This window comes from Inquilinus sp., assembly GCF_057815775.1.
Genome location: NZ_JBYRFX010001178.1, coordinates 1 through 19,406, shown reverse-complemented (window position 1 = coordinate 19,406; position 19,406 = coordinate 1). Strand labels below are relative to the sequence as shown.

22 protein-coding genes and 1 pseudogene are annotated in these 19,406 nt (G+C 62.1%); 13 read left to right on the top strand and 10 right to left on the bottom strand.

The window, feature by feature from the left end; translation table 11 throughout:
• Together AC3XYG_RS42125 and AC3XYG_RS42120 are read right to left on the bottom strand one after the other, a co-directional pair.
• Nucleotides 1-543, bottom strand: a 543-nt coding sequence (locus AC3XYG_RS42125) for a hypothetical protein (protein ID WP_489145896.1), incomplete at its 3' end; no start/stop codon positions are given.
• A 2-nt stretch (nt 544-545) separates the two neighbouring features.
• The gene (locus tag AC3XYG_RS42120; RefSeq protein WP_489145895.1) at nt 546-857 is read right to left on the bottom strand and encodes a hypothetical protein; all 312 of its coding nucleotides are present in this window, start codon (nt 855-857) and stop codon (nt 546-548) included.
• A 219-nt stretch (nt 858-1,076) separates the two neighbouring features.
• Here AC3XYG_RS42120 and AC3XYG_RS42115 point away from each other — a divergent pair, with 219 nt between their 5' ends.
• Nucleotides 1,077-1,241 carry a hypothetical protein gene (locus tag AC3XYG_RS42115; protein WP_489145894.1) on the top strand — a complete coding sequence of 55 codons (165 nt, stop codon included), beginning with the start codon at nt 1,077-1,079 and terminating at the stop codon, nt 1,239-1,241.
• Nucleotides 1,242-1,245: 4 nt separating this feature from the next.
• On the opposite strand, the gene AC3XYG_RS42110 is transcribed toward AC3XYG_RS42115, so the two are convergent.
• Nucleotides 1,246-2,055, bottom strand: coding sequence for an SOS response-associated peptidase (locus AC3XYG_RS42110; RefSeq protein ID WP_489145893.1), 810 nt, complete (start codon nt 2,053-2,055; stop codon nt 1,246-1,248).
• 638 nt (nt 2,056-2,693) lie between these two features.
• Between AC3XYG_RS42110 and AC3XYG_RS42105 the strand changes: the two genes are divergently transcribed.
• Nucleotides 2,694-3,878, top strand: coding sequence for a coiled-coil domain-containing protein (locus AC3XYG_RS42105; RefSeq protein ID WP_489145892.1), 1,185 nt, complete (start codon nt 2,694-2,696; stop codon nt 3,876-3,878).
• A 319-nt stretch (nt 3,879-4,197) separates the two neighbouring features.
• Complete coding sequence (locus tag AC3XYG_RS42100) at nt 4,198-4,701, top strand: Ros/MucR family transcriptional regulator (protein ID WP_489145891.1); 504 nt, start codon at nt 4,198-4,200, stop codon at nt 4,699-4,701.
• A gap of 222 nt (nt 4,702-4,923) precedes the next feature.
• On the opposite strand, the gene AC3XYG_RS42095 is transcribed toward AC3XYG_RS42100, so the two are convergent.
• The 3 genes and pseudogenes from AC3XYG_RS42095 to AC3XYG_RS42085 all read right to left on the bottom strand — a co-directional run.
• A complete protein-coding gene (locus tag AC3XYG_RS42095) occupies nt 4,924-6,315 on the bottom strand; it encodes an ISKra4 family transposase (protein ID WP_489145890.1) in 1,392 nt (463 codons plus the stop codon).
• Entirely contained in the window at nt 6,287-6,931 is a 645-nt protein-coding gene (locus tag AC3XYG_RS42090) for a plasmid pRiA4b ORF-3 family protein (protein ID WP_489145889.1), read from the bottom strand. Before AC3XYG_RS42090 ends, AC3XYG_RS42095 begins: the two co-directional genes overlap by 29 nt.
• Nucleotides 6,932-7,002: 71 nt before the next feature.
• Nucleotides 7,003-7,180: pseudogene (locus tag AC3XYG_RS42085) on the bottom strand (IS5/IS1182 family transposase); the annotation flags it as partial.
• A gap of 303 nt (nt 7,181-7,483) precedes the next feature.
• Here AC3XYG_RS42085 and AC3XYG_RS42080 point away from each other — a divergent pair.
• Nucleotides 7,484-8,512 (top strand): calcium-binding protein, encoded by a 1,029-nt coding sequence (locus AC3XYG_RS42080; RefSeq protein WP_489145888.1) that lies wholly within the window; start codon nt 7,484-7,486, stop codon nt 8,510-8,512.
• A 683-nt stretch (nt 8,513-9,195) separates the two neighbouring features.
• On the opposite strand, the gene AC3XYG_RS42075 is transcribed toward AC3XYG_RS42080, so the two are convergent.
• Nucleotides 9,196-9,471 carry a hypothetical protein gene (locus AC3XYG_RS42075; protein WP_489145887.1) on the bottom strand — a complete coding sequence of 92 codons (276 nt, stop codon included), beginning with the start codon at nt 9,469-9,471 and terminating at the stop codon, nt 9,196-9,198.
• 473 nt (nt 9,472-9,944) lie between these two features.
• Nucleotides 9,945-10,451, bottom strand: coding sequence for an RNA polymerase sigma factor (locus tag AC3XYG_RS42070; RefSeq protein ID WP_489145886.1), 507 nt, complete (start codon nt 10,449-10,451; stop codon nt 9,945-9,947).
• Nucleotides 10,452-10,839: 388 nt separating this feature from the next.
• On the opposite strand from AC3XYG_RS42070, the gene AC3XYG_RS42065 reads away from it, so the two are divergent.
• The 3 genes from AC3XYG_RS42065 (at nt 10,840) to AC3XYG_RS42055 (ending at nt 14,628) form a co-directional block, all read left to right on the top strand.
• Nucleotides 10,840-11,628, top strand: a complete 789-nt coding sequence (locus tag AC3XYG_RS42065; RefSeq protein ID WP_489145885.1) for an alpha/beta fold hydrolase — start codon at nt 10,840-10,842, stop codon at nt 11,626-11,628.
• Nucleotides 11,615-13,324 (top strand): ATP-binding protein, encoded by a 1,710-nt coding sequence (locus tag AC3XYG_RS42060; protein ID WP_489145884.1) that lies wholly within the window; start codon nt 11,615-11,617, stop codon nt 13,322-13,324. Before AC3XYG_RS42065 ends, AC3XYG_RS42060 begins: the two co-directional genes overlap by 14 nt.
• An 800-nt stretch (nt 13,325-14,124) precedes the next feature.
• On the top strand, nt 14,125-14,628 hold the full coding sequence (locus AC3XYG_RS42055; protein ID WP_489145883.1) for an RNA polymerase sigma factor: 504 nt from the start codon (nt 14,125-14,127) through the stop codon (nt 14,626-14,628).
• Nucleotides 14,629-14,683: 55 nt separating this feature from the next.
• On the opposite strand, the gene AC3XYG_RS42050 is transcribed toward AC3XYG_RS42055, so the two are convergent.
• A complete protein-coding gene (locus AC3XYG_RS42050; protein ID WP_489145882.1) occupies nt 14,684-15,121 on the bottom strand; it encodes a PRC-barrel domain-containing protein in 438 nt (145 codons plus the stop codon).
• A gap of 232 nt (nt 15,122-15,353) precedes the next feature.
• On the opposite strand from AC3XYG_RS42050, the gene AC3XYG_RS42045 reads away from it, so the two are divergent.
• The 6 genes from AC3XYG_RS42045 (at nt 15,354) to AC3XYG_RS42020 (ending at nt 19,134) form a co-directional block, all read left to right on the top strand.
• Nucleotides 15,354-15,848 (top strand): YciE/YciF ferroxidase family protein, encoded by a 495-nt coding sequence (locus AC3XYG_RS42045; RefSeq protein WP_489145881.1) that lies wholly within the window; start codon nt 15,354-15,356, stop codon nt 15,846-15,848.
• 119 nt (nt 15,849-15,967) lie between these two features.
• On the top strand, nt 15,968-16,942 hold the full coding sequence (locus AC3XYG_RS42040; RefSeq protein WP_489145897.1) for an alpha/beta fold hydrolase: 975 nt from the start codon (nt 15,968-15,970) through the stop codon (nt 16,940-16,942).
• A 161-nt stretch (nt 16,943-17,103) separates the two neighbouring features.
• The gene (locus tag AC3XYG_RS42035) at nt 17,104-17,895 is read left to right on the top strand and encodes a glucose 1-dehydrogenase (protein ID WP_489145880.1); all 792 of its coding nucleotides are present in this window, start codon (nt 17,104-17,106) and stop codon (nt 17,893-17,895) included.
• A 44-nt stretch (nt 17,896-17,939) separates the two neighbouring features.
• Nucleotides 17,940-18,113 carry a hypothetical protein gene (locus AC3XYG_RS42030; protein WP_489145879.1) on the top strand — a complete coding sequence of 58 codons (174 nt, stop codon included), beginning with the start codon at nt 17,940-17,942 and terminating at the stop codon, nt 18,111-18,113.
• A 38-nt stretch (nt 18,114-18,151) separates the two neighbouring features.
• A complete protein-coding gene (locus tag AC3XYG_RS42025) occupies nt 18,152-18,562 on the top strand; it encodes a VOC family protein (protein ID WP_489145878.1) in 411 nt (136 codons plus the stop codon).
• On the top strand, nt 18,559-19,134 hold the full coding sequence (locus AC3XYG_RS42020; RefSeq protein WP_489145877.1) for a GNAT family N-acetyltransferase: 576 nt from the start codon (nt 18,559-18,561) through the stop codon (nt 19,132-19,134). The genes AC3XYG_RS42025 and AC3XYG_RS42020 overlap by 4 nt, the downstream gene beginning before the upstream one ends.
• A 20-nt stretch (nt 19,135-19,154) precedes the next feature.
• On the opposite strand, the gene AC3XYG_RS42015 is transcribed toward AC3XYG_RS42020, so the two are convergent.
• The coding region (locus AC3XYG_RS42015; RefSeq protein ID WP_489145876.1) for a divalent metal cation transporter at nt 19,155-19,406 on the bottom strand (252 nt) is incomplete at its 5' end.

Below are 19,406 nucleotides of genomic sequence, written 5' to 3'. Positions count from 1 at the left end.
GAGATGGATGATATCGAAGATCTCGGCTCGGCCGAGCCGGGCGTCGTCCCACGGGAAGTCCGTGGGGAACTCCGACGTCGTCGGATAGGCGGTGAGCCCGATCAGCACCTGCTGGTACCGCCGGCGGAGCTCCGCTTCGGGAAGCGCTATCGCTTCATCCAGCGGCAGCCGCGGCTGCTCCCCATTGTCGCTCGAACCCAGCGCGGCCAGGTGGGCACGCACCTGGTCGATGTGCACCCCCTCTGGAAACTCGAGTTCGTCCGACCAGGTCCAGCCCCGATAGTCGATGGCGTAGACATGGGCCAGGAGGTCCTCAGGGATCGGGCAGGTCGGCAGCGTCGCCCAATTCGGCCGCCGCCGGTCGGCATAGGCCTGGTGAACCAGATCCATCAACACGGTGATCGGTTGAGTCCGCGGGTCGTAGCGGCCGAGGACCTCGCCGCTCTCTTCCTCGAAGATTTCGACGTGGCCGGGCGCGTAGGCCCGGCCCTCGCAGAAATCAGGCTGGTCCAAGGGGATGGCCAGGATCGGCCAGGCGACCATCGTCAGGCTGCCTTCCGGCTGATCTGTGCAGCGGCGGCCGTCGCCAATCGTTGATCCAATTCGATCACGAGATCCGCCCACGGTCCCGGCTCGAATTCCGCCGCTCCGGTCACCGCGATGCGTCCCTCCGGATCGCCGCAGCGGAGCTCGACGCGTAGCGCCATCACCTGCTCGCCGTCCACGTCCAAGGAGAGGTAGCCTTCGCCGTCGATCTTTACTTCGGTGATGCCGTCGGCATTCGTGCTGGTGAAGGCCCGAACATCGAGAGGTACAGCGAGAAGCTCTGGCCGTTGCAGCCCCAGCTTGCCCGCCAACGATTCCCGTCACCGCTCCTGGGGCCAGGCCCCCGGAAGCGGGTGCTCACCGGCATGGTCTTGAGAGCGGGCGACTTGCACTTCACGAGCCGCATGATGTCGCAGGCGGCCTGGCTGGCGGGGCTCGAGGCCGCCAACTCGGCGGCTCGGCGAAATTCAGCCCGAACCTGTTCGGGATCGAACTCGGCCTCGTCGGCCTTCGGATTGGTGCCCATATGCATGTTCATCGATACCTCCATGGTGGCCGCCGAGGCGGGCTCTAGCGGCAATGAGGAGAACGAGTACAAAGATAGAACAAATCAGCTTGCTGTCGAGTCGATTCATAAAATGCTATCGATTGGTGCTCGCGGCGTGGCAGGCCACAAGATGTGGGGCTACCCTTGATGGGTCAGGGCCGCGGTCCGAACAGGTCCGGCTCGGGATCTGGCTGCAATTCCTCGACACCCCTAGGCGGGCGCTTGGATTTGGCGGGCCAGCGAATCATCCCCTTGGACGGGAAGGGGCGCAGCAGCGCCTGCACCTCCTGCAGCGGCATCTCGACCTCGCCGAACCAGAACGGCAACTGGTCGATGGTCAGAATCGCTGGCATGCGGTCATGGATCTGGCCGACCAGGTCGTTGGCCTCGGTCGTGATGGTGGCGAAGGTCCGGATCCAATTCTCGGTGCCGGGCACGCGCCAGGCGTCCCAGATGCCGGCGACGAACAGATCGGACTCGTCGGAATTGCCGAAGGCGAACTCCCGCCACTTGGGCTCCCCGATGGTGCGGCGCTGGGTAAAGAGGTGGGTCGAAATGATGCAGCGCCGCCTGGCGAAGGACTTCGCGAACGTTGGCAGTTCGGCCACTGTCTCGGCCCGGGCGTGGAGATGAGGGCTCGCCTGATCCGGCGCCCAGTTGGGGATCAGTCCCCACTTCAGCAGGTCGAACTGCCGGCGCCTGGTCTCCGGATTCCGGCGGACGACGATGATCTCGGCGCCGGCCACCATCTCGCCAGGCTTGTGGCCGTTGGCGCGGGCGCGCTGCTCCTGCTGCCGCATCAGCTCGGCGATACGCTCCGATGTCGTGCTCTCGGATGAAGCCATGACGATCCACGTAGGCTGAGACGTCAGATTGTCACCGATCGTTAGATCTTCGGAAGCGGCAAGGATCGAGGGGCGGGAATTTCTTCCGACGACAATCCGGCCAACGTCAGGAATCATGGTCTCTAGACATCGATCTTCCCCAGAGACGTCCAGAAGCACAAAACAGGGCTGTTGCTCGACCAAGGTCTTGATTATATTTAACCGACATCGCCCGTGACCTTCAATACTGCGAACTCGCGAATTTATTGGAGTGATTTAATGAGCGATGTCAGCTCAGCGCCTTTCATCGCCGGCAGATCCGTCTGCGCGACACTGATCGCCCAGGTCTATGGCGCCCTGAGCAGAAGCATCGGCAGGGAGCGTGGATCGCAGGCTCTCAAAAGTCTGGCTTAGTTCGGGGCGGCCGAAGTGGGTCAAATCCAGGCATAGCTAATATATCTCGGCAGCTGACATTCCTGGCGATCCATGGCCCTTCATTCACGTCCAACGGCCGCCAGATTCATGCCACTGTCATCGCAATTGCATGACAGGCTCTCTGATTTTGGCCTGCCAATTGGGGCGGGATCCGAGATGGACATGCTACACGGTTGGGCCGTATATGTTATAAACTTGGTACAAAGAAGCATGTCGCCCGCTGATTTATTAGACAGATTTGGATATTCGACCGCCATACTGTAGGACTTCAAAACATCGAAACATTTGACAGCGGCAACATAAGAAGGCTGTGCAACCGCATTGCCGCGGCTGCGTACGCAATGATGCTGGGGTTTGCGGTCATGGCAGCGCCTCTGGTCCTGACGGGGTGCAACGACGATTCAAAGGACAAACAGATCCGGCAGGCCGAGGCGGAGGCTGACGCCGCCCGGTCGCGAATCGCGGAGCTGGAAACTGCGCTGAGCGACGATAAGGTGGCCAACGAGCGACAGAACCAGCAGGCCAAGGCGGAGGCTGACGCCGCTCGGTCGCGGATCGCGGAGCTGGAAACTGCGCTGAGCGACGAAAAGGTGGCCACCGAGCGAGCGTGGACCACTACGGTGGTGCGGACTTATCCCAGCGAGCTAGCCGCGCTAGGCGCGACGCTGATCTTCCTCTCCGGCGCAGTAGCCATCGTCTTACGCGGGCCCCTGGAACTGCTACGGCTGAAGCGGAGCCGCCGGCGCTGGCGTTGGCTGCGCGCGGAGGAGGCCGGGCTGCGGTCCCGTCTAGACGCCTTGAAGGCCGAAGAGGGCGCAATCCGACGGACCGAGGATCGGGTGAAGGCTATGGAAGCCATCCTGGACCGGAAGCGCGACCAGATACAGCAGATGACTGCAACCCTGGCCGAGCAGGAGGCGGACCGAAACGCCCGGGACGCAGCAGCTGGCCACTTGCGCGCCGAAGTTCAGCAAATGCAGGGCCACAACGCTGCGCTAGTCGGTTCGGAGCGCCAGGCCAGGACGGAGGCGGCGGAGCGACTGCAGAAGGCCGAGCGATTGGAGCGGGAGGCCGCGGCCATGCGCGCCGAGATGCTGGAGTTGCGTGGCCGGGACGTCGAACTGACGGAGTCGGAACGGCGGACCAAGGCCGAAGCGGTAAATTGGGCTCGGAAGGTGAGACGCCTGGAGGGCGAAATCAAGACTCTGCGTGCGGCGGCAGACGCGCGAACGGACGACGAGGCGAACATCTTCGGCCTCAAAGCCCAAATCCTGACACTGAGCCGCACTATCGCCGAACTACAGGCCCGCGCCGAGCAGCCGCAGGCCCCCGGTGCCACGGAAACGCGGAGGGACAACCGGCTGCGGGAACTGAAGGTAAAAATCGCCCAGACGTTCCAGGCCAACACAAAGGACAGTTGGTTGGCAAAACGGTTCACCCCCGAACAGCTTGAAGACATCCGCAAAGCGATAAATTCGCATATCGACGAGGTAGAGCGTGCGGAAAGATCGAAATCGAAGCGCTGAGATCGTGACCGGATCCCGGCAGCGGCCAGCTACAGGCTCGTGTGCGGACATCGCGCTGGCGGCTCGGAAGTAAACACCGGCGCCCGTCCGTTGTTTCGATCGGCGCGTGAATCCGAGCCCGTCATAGGTTCCGCACCGGAATTTTGCCCTCTCACTGCTTGTCGAAGGCATTCTCAATATCAGTTGGCACGCTCCACGCGGCGATCCCTGTATTATAGGAGGACGGGTGTTGCAGAGCCTGGTCCTTAACTAGTATTCAATTGAGAACTGATCGCCATTCTGCATTAATGGGATCGCAAACCCATACCGGAGGTATTTGATGAACGAAGTTGGCGCGGCATCCCTTCCTGCAATGGCGGACGAAACGCGCCGTCTCACTGTACAGATCGTTTCGGCGCATGTCGCGCACAACAACGTCGCGCAGACAGATCTGCCGGCGCTGATCGCCCAGGTCTATGGAGCCCTGACCGGCCTCGGCCAGGCGGCAGAGCCGGAGGCACCATCCCGGCCAGAGCCGGCGGTTTCCATCCGCAGGTCGGTGACGCCGGAATTCCTCATCTGCCTCGAGGACGGCAAGAAGTTGAAGATGCTGAAGCGGCACTTGTCTTCAGCTTACGGAATGACGCCGGACCAATACCGCGAGCGCTGGGGTCTTCCGGCCGACTACCCCATGGTGGCGCCGGCCTACGCCCAGCAGCGCAGCACCCTGGCAAAGGCGATCGGCCTCGGCACGCGCAAGACCGCGCCCGTTCCGGCGCCCGCCCCGGCCAAGGCTCCGCGCGGCCGCAAGCCGGCTGCGGCGAATAAGGCGGCAACCGCCTGAAATCGGGGCGCTGTTTCGAAAGCGGCCCCCGACCACCTCGGCCATGGCCATAAAGTAGCCGTTTCTCACGAGCTGAGGCGTCGCGCTACAGCGCGGCGCCTCAGCCAGGAGACCCATCCGTGTCGAAGGGACGAGCACCGCTTCGGTTCAGGTCAGGGCGATGGCTTCTGGGTTGAACCTCTCCATCGGAGACCGCGCCAAACCGGGTGCTAGATGGCGGTGCTAGGCGGCATCGCCACGTGTGGCAACACCGGCGGCCATCGATGGGTACCATTGCTCAAAGTGGTGCCGCAGATCGCCGTTGAGGAAGGCGGTGCGGATCTGAAGGAGGTCGTGGGCGGCAGCGTCCGACCAAGCCATCTGCTGCTTCTTGACGAAGCGCTTGGCGACGACTTGGTTGACGCCGGATTCGACGAAGCTGCTGGCGATCGGCTCGCCATGCCGGTGGCGATCACCATAGTCGACAATGCACCCCCGATTGTTCTCGATGTAGGTGAGAAACTCCTGGAGCTTGAAGGCGAGCTTCGCGTGTGGCTCGGTCTCGTCGGTCGCGGCGGTCTCCTCGACGAGGTCTTCCAGGGATCTGAGGGCACGAAAGGCACAGCCATGCCAGAGGTGCCATTTTACCCGGTCGAGCTCGGCCAGCACGGCGGCACCCGCTAGGTGGTCGGGTCGATCGGGCTGGCCCTTCGCCAACTGGGTCAGATTCTGCAGCCGCATCGCAACGTGGAACCAGTCGAGCACAGTCTCCCCGCGCATGCGGTAACCGAACTGCGCCTGGCGAACCGTCGTGCCGCCATCGGACAGGGAGGTGACCGGTTCGACAGGGCCGATCCCCTCTTGCGTGAGAAAGTCTTGCATCCTGCCGGCGGGATTCGGCTCGAGACGGTGCACGTAGGCGAAGCAGCGCCCGGCGCGGTCATGCCGTTGGGTCTTGCCGACCATGACCTCGAACCAGCCATCCTGGCGGCTGCTGCGGCCGGCCAGCCGGATATAGCCGCCATCGATGCCGATGGACTTGATCGGACTGGCGGCAGGGATGGTGGGCCGGTCGCGCGGGTCGGTGTTCCTTGCAGGCCGAGCCTGGCGATCACGCTCGATCCTTTTCGATATGCGCTGAACCCAGCGGCGAAGGCTGGTCGGCGCGATCCCAGCGTTCACCGGCAGGAATTCGTCCAGCACCTTCGTCGTCAGCCCGAACGACATGAGGCTCGCGAATTTGGTCTCCAGATACTGAAGCTCCGGGCTTGAGCGCTCGACGAGCAGAGCTGCCAACGGGCTGGCGCTGCGGCGACCGCCAGAGCAGGCCCCGCACGAGTAGAAGCGCGGGCTGTCCAGCCCGAGCTTTCCGAAGACGCTGCGATAGATGATCCGGTGCGAACCGTTCCGGCTGAGGCGCGATCCGCAGTCCGGGCAGCGGGATGCGCGGCCAAGGAATTCCGCGACTTGGGCGTCGACCATCGCCCCTTGCAGCCTCTCGAGCACCAGCCGTGCCTCGGACAGGTGGAGCCCGATCGATCCGGGATCGAGATCGTCGCGATCGATACAGGCAATCTCCGCCGTGACAGGCGTCTCACCTGCCGGTTCAATGAGCACCTGGATTCGCACCAACATCACCGCCTCCGCATGCCAGAGTCAGGAGCCGGGCGTTCGCGGCTCTTCGATCGAACTCCCGCTCGATCCAGGGCTGCCAGCGCCGCAGCGCCTCTATGGTCTCGTCGTCGAGGCGGCGCTTAAGCACGACCGCCTGGAGCCAGGCCGCGCATTGGAATGGCGAGTGTTCGCCGAGCCCCATCATGAACCGGTCCGGCGGACCGCCGTCCTCTGGCGGGCAGGCGCCGCCGCCGGCGACACAGCGCGGGACTTGGAAGCGCTGACGCTCGCCGCGCAGCGCCTCGACCCGGACATCGTGGACCCAAGCCGAATGGAAATCGTATTCGTAGGTGAAGCGCTCGTGAGGCTGAAACGCAAAATCGAGCAGCCCCACATCGTGAGCGCCGGCCCGAAAGCCGATCCCGCCCTCATAGGCAACGCCATACTCTTCACCGCGGATCTCGAAGCGGTGAAGATGGAAGTCTTGCCAGCCCATGGCGGCCTGGATCACGTCGTGCAGATCGGCGATCGTCGCCCCCGCAGAGACCAGGATGCGACGCCAGATCGGCGGACTCACACCCCGCAACCGCACGCGCAGCTGATAATCGACCGTGAGAACATCGACCGAGCCACTCATGCCAGGGATGCTATACGCCTTGGCGATCTTTGGGCACCCGGGCCGAGCACCCGGTTTGGCGCGGTCTCCTGGTACGACGGCCGGCCGGTTGCCTCCGGCACCACTCCCGAAAAGCCCAGCCCCGCCAGATCCAGCTCCTCGACGAACCTCGACGGCGCGAACTGGGTTGTCCTCGCCGACATAGTCTTCCAAGCAGTCCGGCAACAACGTGACTTGGCGGCGGTCCCGGCCCTCGACGAAACGCTTCACGCCTGCCCCCCGCTCAGCCCTCCGCAGTCTATCAGACCGGAGTCTTTTCACACGACCTGTCCCCCTTCCGGACGACCCAAGGCCTTTCGGCTGCTCCGAAGCGGACAACATCTCCGAAGCTCCCAAAAGCTGATCTGCGATTGATCGCGGTGCAGCGACCTTCAGGCGCAGGCGCCACGCCCGTTAGCCGTTCTTCTGGCGTCCGACCTCGGGGGAGGTGCGTCGACGCCAGGTCAGCGCCATACTGCCTTGCATTGATCGGATTCGGATTCGAGAATCAAATTGCAGAAGGGGAGGAACGCTATGGCCGTCTTCGACGGAACGAACGGAGCTGACACTTTCTATCTTGTTGATACCGATGCTGATGACGTGTTTCACGGCTTTGATGGTGTCGACAGAATTGTCGCCGGTCTTGGTAATGATCAACTATATGGCGGCATCGACAATGATATTTTATCCGGAGGACCGGGAGCGGATATTATCGATGGTGGAAATGAAAAATATGACTTCTTGCAATTTGTGGGGGCGACAGCTGGTGTAAATGTTGATCTTGTTGCTGGAGTTGGCCATGGAGGTGATGCCGAAGGTGATGTTTATCGTGGCATCGAGATCGTGAGCGCCACAGATTACAATGATCGTGTGATTGGAAATCAATTCAATGTCGCAGATAGCCTGCAAGGGTTGAATGGCGACGACAGCCTATATGGCAATGATGGCAATGATTCACTGTTGGGAGGGGATGGCAACGACCGATTGGTCGGCGGCAGTGGCGCCGACGTGCTCGCCGGTGGCGCTGGGATAGATTGGGTCTACTATCACACGGCTGCCTCTGGCGTCGTCGTCACCCTTGGCATCAACGCTGGCACCGACGGCGACGCCGAGGGCGACACCTATGACAGCATCGAAAACGCCTACGGCTCGATCCATAACGACATTCTGCGCGGCAGCGCCGCGACCAACGTGCTGGTGGGCAACACCGGTGCGGACACGCTGAGCGGCGGGGTGGCCAACGACTATTTTCTGTATCAGGCCGTGTCAGACAGCACCGTCGCCACTTCCGGCCGTGACTACATCACCGACTTCTCGCACGCGCAAGGCGACAAGATCGATCTCCGCCCGATCGATGCGGACGGCAACGGCGCCAACGGCAACACGGCCTTCACCTTCACCGACGGCGGTGCCTTCACCGGATCGGGGCATGAGGTGATCGTCCTGCCGGCCGGTGGTGGCGTCTACACCGTCCTGGCCGACATCGACGGCGACAAGGTGGCCGACATGGCCATCAACGTCCATTCGGCGACCGAGCTGGTGGCGGGCGACTTCATGCTCTGATTTCCCTCTCGCCAAAGCGCGCCATCATCAACCGGTCTATGATCGGCTATAGCCCGTTCAGGGCAACCGACGGCGAAGTGGCTGGCAGGCGACCACGCGCCGTCGGCGCCCGGCCGGGGTGAGGGGTACGACCGGCTTGGTTACCGGCAGGGGGAACCGTCGGCAACCTGTGAAGTCTCCGGCCAATGCCCGACTGACACAAGATGTTCATATTCATACGGAGCGCCCGAAGGTCCTGCAGCAGAAACCGGCTCCTTGCGCCCGCGCCGGGCTATTTCCCCACCGCCTGATATGCTGCCTGTTCCGCGGCCCGGCTCAACGCTCCGTAGGCGGGCCCGGGCACGAGGCCGCAATCCAAGGTCCAAATGATCTTGATGATGCCGGCACGGGAGGCCGTGAACCGGCCATGGTATCGGCCGCTAGCAACCGAGCCATTGGTGCCATCCCAGCGCACCGTCCAGTCTTTCACGTCCAAGCCATTGGCCATGTGGGCCCCTTTTATGATGCCTGCGCTAACTCCGGCGCTTCGATGCATCCATCGTGGTCCCAGCGGCCGTCTCGGCGGCTTCCTGCTTTAGCCGGACAGGCGGATATCGTGGCGAAGGTGGGCGCTTCGCCACGATGTTGACCGATTGCCAGAGCGGGCCATCGGCCGCGGCGGTGATGCCAGTCCGGCGATGGCGTTACAGCACCATGTCCTGGCCGGTGACCGGGATGGTCGAATGCACCTCGATCGCGAAGTCGGCGACCCTGTCGCCGTCGAGATCGGCCTCCAGCAGGCTGACCCCGCCAGTGGTCTGCACCACGACCTCATGACCGATGCCGGTGAACGCGCCGCCGGCGGTGTAGACGAAGGCGGTGTCGCCATTCGCCGGATGGCCGTCGGCATCGATCGCCGCCAGGTTGATCTTGTCTCCCTGGGTCCGCGAGAAATCGAGGATGACCCGGATATGGCGCAATCCGGACCCAGTGCAGTCCAGGTCGGTCGCTCGCGATCTAGGACCGTGCCGATCCGGCTGCGCTGACGGCTGCGCTCCGCCGAGGGCCGGCGAACCCACCCGTGAAGCTGGCGAGCTTGGGACTGTTTCCGGCGTCTTTGTCGGTCCCGTTCGCGGCGCTGGTCGTTTCGGCCGAGCTCGCTCTGCGTCGCACCTTCCACCAGGCGACCTGGGCCCTCGCTGCGAACTGCTGCGCCCACTACCTGCCGGCACTTGGATGCCGCATCTCACGCTCGGCGATGTCACGACCCCAGGCGTCGTCAAAGCAATGATCGCGGACGCTATCGCGGCGTAACGGCCGAAGTTCAACATCCTCCACGGCCTGTCGCTCCTCCGGTTCCAGCCGGTGGAGGGCCTGTAGTCGACAAGGCTCGGGGCAGCGAGACGATGCGTGTCGCGCCCGGTCTCTTGGATACAGATCCAGCCAGCACCGCTCAATGAACCATGGGGTCGATTTCGCGCAGGCTAGTGCGTGCCCGTGAAAGGCGCGACCGAATCGTCCCCAGGGGAACCCCGAACCGTGCGGCTGCCTCTTCGTAGCTTTCTCCATTGATCGCGATCGCCTGGAGGACGTCGCGGTGGCTTGAAGACAATCGCGGCCAGCAGGCCACGACCTCGTTTAGCTCGATCGTCATTGTCTGCGTCGGCGGCGTCGCGGCATCCCAATCGTCGATCGGGACCATGATGGACTGATTACGCTTTCCTTCAACAAACTGCGACAAGTGAAGTCGGCGCATCATCACCACGAGCCACGCAATGATATTGGTCCCCGGCTCGAACAGATGAAGCTTGAGAGTGGCGCGTACCATGGTCTCCTGGACCAGATCGTCCATATCAGCCTTGTTCCGGGTTAGCCTCAAGGCGTAGCGCCGGAGATCGGGGATGCATGGAGCGACGATGCTCAGGAACTGTCGCTCTGTCGCGGCGGAAATGGCCGGCATGGTCTGCATCCTGTTACCGTGATGCAAACAAAACACAAATGATTGCCAGATGTTCCGACAATTCTCCCTCTGGAATAATGATTTATGTCGATATCGATGCCAACTTTTTAAAATCCAATAAAAACAGCGCGCAGTTTAATCTGTAATTATCAAATGTTAAGCGTCGATCTATACGAGAAATGGGCGCAGGCAGATCATTTGGCATTATGGCGGCGCAGGGGGGCAGCGAATTATATCGCCAAAATCCAACCTTTGGAGTACTCATTGCCGCGGAGCTTCGCGTTCGAAAAGCGGCGGTGACGCCTTGGCCACGACTCGGGGCAAGGCCTATTGCCGGACTGGCCGGATCCGCTCTAAGACGCAGACAACCATCCCAGGACGTCCCGCTATGTCGGTTCTGAAGCGAAACAACGTGAAGGTCACTGGGCGGGGTGATCGGCCGATGGTGTTCGCACATGGCTTTGGCTGCGATCAGAACATGTGGCGACATGTTGCGCCGGCCTTCGAGCAGGATTTCAGGACGGTGCTGTTCGACCATGTCGGGGCCGGCGAGTCCGACCTGTCGGCTTATTCCCGTGAGAAATACGCCAGCCTGGGAGGCTACGCCGATGACCTGCTGGAGATCTGCCAGGAGTTGGGGCTGCACGACGCGGTTTTCGTTGGCCATTCCGTCAGCAGCATGATCGGCGTGCTGGCTTCGGTGAAGGCTCCGGAGCTGTTCGAAGCCCTCGTCCTGGTCGGTCCATCGCCGCGATACATCGACGACGTCGACTATCTCGGTGGCTTCAGCGCCGACCAGATTGACGAGCTGCTGGAATTTCTCGACAGCAACCACATGGGCTGGTCGGCCGCCATGGCGCCGGCGGTGATGGGCAACCCCGATCGGCCCGAACTCGGCGAAGAGCTGACCAATAGCTTCTGCCGGACCGATCCGGAGATCGCCAAGCACTTCGCCCGGACGACCTTCACCTCGGACAACCGGGCCGATCTTCCGAAGGTCCGGACGCGATCCCTGATCCTGCAGTGCAGCGAGGATATCGTTGCCCCGGCCTCCGTCGGCGACTATGTCGCCCGGCATCTGCCCAACAGTCAGCTGATCGCAATGAAGGCGACGGGGCACTGCCCGAACCTGAGCGCTCCTGACGAGACCATTGCAGCGATCCGTGCCTTCCTCTGAACCTCCGAACGGCCCACCCGGCCAAGGATCATCCGATCCGTCTGTTCCGGCGGAGGATCTAGAGGACCTCTATGAGAATGCACCGTGCGGCTACTTGTCGATCGATCCGGCGGGCCGGATTCACAAGGTCAACGCCACCTTCGCCGCCTGGTCCGGGTACGCCGCCGAGACCCTCATCGGCAAACGGTTCCATGACCTGTTGAACATTGCCGGCCGCATTTACTACGAGACGCATTTCGCGCCTCTTTTGCGCATGCAGGGCTTCTTCAACGAGGTGGCCCTGGACCTCGTCGGCGCCAGCGGGCAGACGCTGCCGGTACTGGTGAACGCGGCGGAGCGACGCGACGCGATGGGCGCCCTGCTGTTCATCCGCATGACCATATTTAACGCCAGCGACCGGAGGCGTTACGAACGCGACCTCCTCGACGCGCGCGCGGCGGCGGAGGCGGCAACCACGGCGCTTCGCGACCTCAATGCACAGCTCGAAGACCGCATCGCGGAGGCGGTCGAGCAGCGCATGAAGGTGGAAGAAGCGCTTCGTCAGAGCCAGAAGATGGAGGCGCTCGGCCAGCTCACTGGCGGCGTCGCTCATGACTTCAACAACCTCCTGACCATCATCATCGGTGGCCTCGACGCCATCGGTCGCCAAGTCGCGAAAGTGCCCGATAGTGCAGAAATGGGGCGCATTCGGCGATCTGCCGAGATGTCTCTGCAGGGAGCGAAACGATCCGCCACGCTGACCGCTCGCCTGCTGGCGTTCTCACGGCAGCAGGCCCTTGCGCCAAAGGCGTTGGATCTGAATCGCATCCTTGCAGATATCGCGGATCTGTTACGACGAACTATCGGCGAGACGATCCGAATGGAAACGGTCTCGGCCGCTGGACTATGGCGGGCATTTGCCGATCCAGATGAGCTCGGCAATGTGCTTGTGAATCTTGCCGTGAATGCCCGCGATGCGATGGCGCAGGGTGGGTGTTTGACGATCGAGACGGCCAATACATATCTCGATGACGCCTACGTTGCCGGCATCGTAGAGCCGGTGTCGCCCGGCCAATACGTCCTGCTTGCCGTTTCTGACACCGGGCATGGCATGGACCAGGCGACGGTCGCAAAAGTGTTCGAGCCTTTCTTCACGACCAAGGAGGTGGGTCGTGGAACCGGCCTCGGCCTTAGCCAGGTTTATGGATTCATTCGTCAGACCGGTGGTCATGTGCGGATCTACAGCGAGATCGACCAGGGCACGACGGTCAAGATCTACCTTCCGAGGTTCGTCGGTGAGGACACTGCCGGCACGCAGGATAACACTGCGGCGCCCGAATTCGCCGACGGCGGGGCTGAGACAATCCTGATCGTCGAAGACAACGAGGAGCTGCGGACGTTCGCTGCGGACGCGCTTCGCGAACTTGGATACGAGGTGCTGGAAGCAGGGTCCGGACCGGCTGCACTGTCGATTCTGGAATCCACGCCCAGAATCGTGTTGCTCTTCACCGACATCGTTATGCCCGGCGGAATGAATGGGCGCGAATTGGCCCACGCCGCGCTTCTGCTAAACCTCGAGCTAAAGGTGTTGTTCACGACCGGCTATACCAGGAATGCGATCGTTCACAACGGCATTTTGGATGCTGGGGTTCATTTGATCGCCAAACCATTCACTTACGAACAGCTTGCGGCCAAAGTCCGGAGTCTATTGGATTAATCCGCTCTGCCAGCAGCATGCGTGGCACGATGGCATTTCGCTGGAACTCGCCCACGTGCCATGGCACAGGCCGGCTGAGGGCCGAAGATGTGCGCCTCAGGAAATTGTCGAGAATCGGACCGAAAGAGGGAAGGCGATGGACCGCCCAGCTGCCGGCAGGCAATCGAAATTCGCAAGGCGACTGCGGTTGCCGACGACTTCCTGGCGCAGCACTATCTCGCGCTCTGGGCCAGCTACAACTCGCCTGAGAATCAGATGCAGCCTGACGCGAGGCCGGAAGGACCCAATGTCCACCGCCGCGCATCCTTCCCTGGCCGAGCCGAAGCCGGTCGGGTGGCTGGCGAAGCTCGGCCCCGGCCTCATCACCGGCGCATCCGACGACGACCCCAGCGGCATCGCCACCTATTCGCAGGCGGGCGGGCACGGTTGCTCACGACCGCCCCCATCCTGGATGGATCGCACAAAAGGGCTCCCGTTCGCCCATTCCCCCCTGGACTCGCTGCCGGCGCTCGGGTGGTCTGAGCTGATGGGTTGCTGCCGGGGTTCTGCATGCCACGGTACAACCTGCTGACCGATGACGAACGGCATCGGAGCACAAAGCCCCACGTTGCGTTAGCTTCCGGCTATCAAATATCTGTCTAACAATTGTTAAATAAATAGTGGGTGACTCCGCAATATGAGAGGAATTTAGCAGATACAACAAAAGTTAAAGTCGAGCGGCATCAGATTATCGTGAAAAATGGCGGAACAATGGCGACCTCCGATCGTTTATGGGAAACTCGGCTGATTTGGAGGTCACAATGACCACTTTGTCTAATGAGACGAAGCAGCAGTTCAACTCCATCGTTGCCCCGAACGTGAGCAATCTTCGGAGATTTGCACTTTCTCTCACCCGAAACCAAGCAGATGCGGACGACTTAGTGCAGGAGACGCTGATGCGCGCTGCCATTAAGCTTCATCTCTGGGAGGCCGGTACCAACATCATGGCTTGGCTTACTGTCATGATGCGCCGCATTTTTCTGTCACGTCACACCAGTTTGCAAAACCGGTCGGAGCATGTTCCGATCGAGGAATGGGACTGCGGCACTAAACCGGCGCAGGTAGATACGGTCGAACTTCGCGAAGTCCAATCCCGGTTGGGGCTGCTTTCACAAGATCACGTTGACGTCATTCGGGTAGTCGCACTTGGCGGCGCGAGTTATGAAGAGGCTGCTGAGCGTCTCAAAGTGCCGGTTGGCACAATCCGTTCGCGGCTATGTCGTGCTCGCGGTCAGTTGAGAGGCGGCGCTGAAGCCGTTAACTGAATTATGCGTCAGGCGAGTTGAAAAGAGCCCCAGCATAGCTGGGGCTCATTCTTTATCAGCGCGGCAGAACGCCGCCCCAATAAGGATCGATTCCGTAATAATCGTGAATGCCCTGCTCGTAGGGACGGTCCCAGCTTGGTTCACTGTGGCTTGAGTACGTCGGAGCACCCTCCAACTGATCGCGTGAGAGGTTGACGACATACCCGCCTTTGTCGATGTCGTAGGTAAGCGCAGACCACGGGAGCGGGTGATAACTCTCACCGATCCCGAGGAAGCCGCCAAAGGACATGACGGCGTAAGCAACCCGACCAGACACCTTGTCGATCATCACGTCATGAATGTCGCCAAGGCTCTCGCCGGCGGTGTTGTATACGTTTGTGCCGGAGACTTTTTCGCCGGATATGAGGGTGGTGGTCTCTTCGTGGTGTTCCATAGCCCAGCACCATGCAATGTCGATGCCGGAAGAACGGGCTGGACCCACGAACAGATCCATTCAGATCAGGGACTGATCGTAAATGAGCTAAGCCGGTCAGCCAAATGCGCGGCAAAGGCCATTTGCTGTCCAAGCCTACCGTCTTCTACTGCGTAGAGCGTTTACATTGCCGGATCGCCTCGTGCCGCTTGAACTCGCAGGGATGCAATGAGGAACGACACTGCGGAAAAACCTATTAAGCAGTCGTCGTGACCACTCGTTGCCGCGAGGCAACAATCTATAGGGGCATCCTATGGTTACCACCGAAAAGACACTCGACGATCTGTTCCTCGACACGCTCAAGGACATCTATTACGCCGAAAAGCAGATCCTGAAGGCCCTTCCCAAGATGGCGAAAGCCGCGCAGTCCGCGGAGCTCAAGGCCGCATTCGAGACGCATCGTGACGAGACCGAGGGCCAGGTGGACCGCCTCGAGAAGATATTCGAGCTGATCGGCAAGCGGGCGCAAGGGAAGACGTGCGACGCCATCGTCGGCATCATCGACGAGGGCAAGGAGATCATGGAGGAGTTCAAGGGCGCATCCGCACTCGACGCCGGACTGCTCTCGGGAGCCCAGGCCGTCGAGCACTATGAGATTTCCCGCTATGGCACGCTGAAGGCCTGGGCTTCCAAGTTGAACCTGCCCGAGGCCGCGCGGCTGCTCGATCAAACGCTACAGGAGGAGAAGAAGACCGATCAGCTGCTGTCGAAGCTCGCCGAAAGCAGCCTCAATCGGAAGGCGGCCTAATTCCACGTTGTCACGGCGAGCAGATGATGTGTCCAAACGATGCCGTCCGACTTTGCATGACACATCGCTCGCCGTGAGCGACCTCGAGCGAATGAGCCGCGTCGAGGACATCGCTCGGTATCGCTATTCCGCCCCCGAGACGGACCTGGGGCATCACCTCGAGACGGCCCGCCGTTAACGGGCTCCCCGACGCCTTCCGGCGTCATACGCCGCACTCGGGGTCCGCGGGAGATCGCGATGTTCAAAGGCTTCAAGCTGGAGATGATCAACTTGCCGGAGGCGACGCTCCGGGTCCGACGTGGCGGCAAGGGCCGCCGATCCTTCTCTTGCACGGCCATCCGCGGACCCATGCCACCTGGCACCGTGTAGCACCTCTCCTGGCGGCATCGCACACTGTCGTCTGTCCTGACCTGCGCGGGTTCGGCCGATCGTCGACGCCAGCGGACACCCCCGACCACGAGGGATCTTCAAAACGCGCCAAGGCCCGAGACTGTGTGGCCCTGATGGAAGAACTCGGTTTCCCGACTTTCGCTGTCGCCGGCCATGATCGCGGTTCCTTGGTCGCCTATCGCATGGCATTGAGTCATCCGGACCGTGTAGGCAAGCTGGCTGTTCTGGACGGCATCCCGGTCATCGAGCGGCTGGAGCGCTGCGACGCCCGCTTTGCCGAGGCATGGTGGCACTGGTTCTTCTACGGCCAGCCCGACAAGCCGGAGCGGGCGATCCTGGCGGATCCGGAGGCCTGGTACGGCGCGTCCGCGGCCCGAATGGGCGCTGAGGCCTATGCCGATTTCCTTGAGGCGATCCGCGATCCACAGACCGTCCACGGCATGGTTGAGGATTATCGGGCCGGCCTTGGGATCGACCGCGATCACGATGCGCAGGATCGGGGGCTGGGCCGGCGGATCGCCTGCCCGGTCCTGTGCCTCTGGTCTCTGCAGGACGACTCACACGAACTGGCGGGCGACATGCTCGAGATCTGGCGGTCCTGGGCTTCGAGCGTGCGTGGCCGAGGGATCGACTGCACGCACCACATGGCCGAGGAGGCGCCGGAGGATCTGGCACGCGAGCTGCTGGAGTTTCTCGCGGACTGACGGCTGGCCCTGCCTGAGAACGGAACGACGGTCCCGCCGACCTCATTGACTCGATCGAGGTTGGCTTTCCGACGGAGACCATGATGACCGATCCGAAGACGGCAGGACCAAGGCCGCCCCAGCCGGCGCAGCACCAGTCGCCGCCGGGCGAGACATCCGCTATGGATCCACGACTGGACCATGGCGAGGCCAGCTATCGCGGTAGCGGCCGCCTGGACGGTCGCGTCGCCCTCATCACTGGCGGGGATTCCGGTATCGGCGGCGCAGTGGCCATCGCATTTGCCCGGGAGGGCGCCGACGTCCTAATCTCCTATCTGAATGAGCATGAGGATGCCCGCGAAACGGCCAAATGGGTGACGAAGGCCGGTCGCCGGGCGGTGACGATCGCCGGTGACGTCAGCGACGAAGGCCATTGCCGTGACCTGGTCGAGCAGGCGGTACAGCAGCTCGGCGGCCTCGATATCCTGGTGAACAACGCTGCCTACCAGATGACCTATCAGACGCTGGAGGAGATTTCCGCGGAGGAGTGGGACAAGACCTTCCGCACCAACATCCACAGCCAGTTCTACCTGTCGAAGGCTGCCGTTCCGCACATGAAGCCCGGCAGCGCCATCGTCAACACGGCCTCGATCAATTCCAAGTCGCCGTCGCCGACTCTCCTGCCCTATGCCACGACCAAGGGCGCGATCGCGAACTTCATCGCGGGCCTGGCCCAACTGCTGGCCGACAAGGGCATCCAGATGAATTGCGTCGCCCCGGGTCCGGTTTGGACGCCCCTGATTCCGTCGACCCTGCCGCCGGAAAAGATCGAGCATTTCGGCAACAACCCCCCACTCGGCCGCGCGGCACAGCCGGCTGAACTGGCGCCGGCCTATGTGCTGCTGGCGTCGCCAGAGGCCAGCTACATCACCGGCGCCATGCTTCCGGTAACCGGCGGCCGGCCAATGCTGTGATGCACTCGCGGCCGTCATCGCCGGCGACGCCGTCATGACACCCGATGGCGACCATCCTCCGCACCGTCGACCAGGGCTATCGGCTGGTGCTTGCGCAGGATGCGGTCTGCAACACCTCCGACACCACCCGTGACGACCTGCTTCAGCTCTTCCGTGAAGGCCTGTCGCAGCAGATCGAGGTTGTGCCTGTCGACCTGATTCTCGACGCCTGGCCTTGACCGGCCCCTTGCTCGTTCTCTCCGACAAGGAGACCAGTATGAGAAAGCTCGGATCCTTCAACCATCTCCGGCTGACTGTCAGCGACATCGATCGGGCCGCGCCATTCTATCTGCCGGTGATGGGCTTCCTCGGCTATCGCCTGGAGGAACGCAAACCCGGCCGAATTGCCTGGGAGGCGCGGCCCGGCATTTGCCCGCAATGGTTGATTTTGACCGAGGCCACACCTGATCGGGCCTATCTCGGCCATGACCGGTATTCACCCGGGCTGCATCACATCGCCTGGAATGCGGACACCCGGGACCAGGTCGATCAGATGTATCAGCTGTTGCAGACACATCGGCTCACGATCCTGGACCCTCCGACCGAGTATCAGCATGAAAAGGGGTATTATGCGGTGTTCTTTGCCGACCCGGACGGCATCAAGCTGGAGCTCGTCCACGTTCCATGATTCCGAACGGCGGCCGCCGGGCGACGGCCGAAGATTTGCGGGTGAGGGGAACCGCCGCAAAATGGACAGAACAGGGGGAAAGCAACATGCATCAACCACTTGCTGATCGGGCGTTCGAAATTCGCAAGGCAACCGCGGTCGCCGACGATATCCTTGCACAGCATTATCTCGCGGTCTGGGAGAGTTACGGCACGGCTCAGGATCAGATGCAGCCTAACGCGAAGGCCCGGGTGCTCGCTTTCATCCGGGATGCCCGGAAGCATCGTGGGTTGGCCGTGTTCATCGCCACCGTCGGCAGCAACGTGGCCGGCTCCGTGGCCTGCCAGCGCCACATCTCACCCTACCCGGAGGTTGTAAAGCCCGCACACCGGCAGTTCGGCTACATCTGGAGTGTCTACGTCGAGCCGGATCATCGGCGGCTCGGTATCGCGCGCCGTCTGGTGGAACAGGCCTTGGACCACCTCCGGTCAATCGGCTGCACTATGGCCGTCCTGCATTCTTCCGAAGCCGGCGCAAAGCTGTATGAGCAGGCTGGGTTCGAACTCGCGAAGGAGATGCGCCTCCCCTTGTGAAGCCGCGCTACCTCTTGCCGTCAGGCCAGCCAGCTCCAGACCATCGCCACCGCGATCAGCGCCATGAACCCGGTGGCGACCCAGCCGATGACGGTCAGGACGCCGGGCAGCCGGAACGGACCGACATTGGCGTGGCGCCGGCTCATGATGAGGATCAGCGCCATGATCGGCACCGCGACCAGCCCGTTGATGACAGCGCTCCAGAACAGCGCCTTGATCGGATCGATGGCGACGGCGTTGAGGCCGATGCCGACCAGCATGGCCACGGCGAT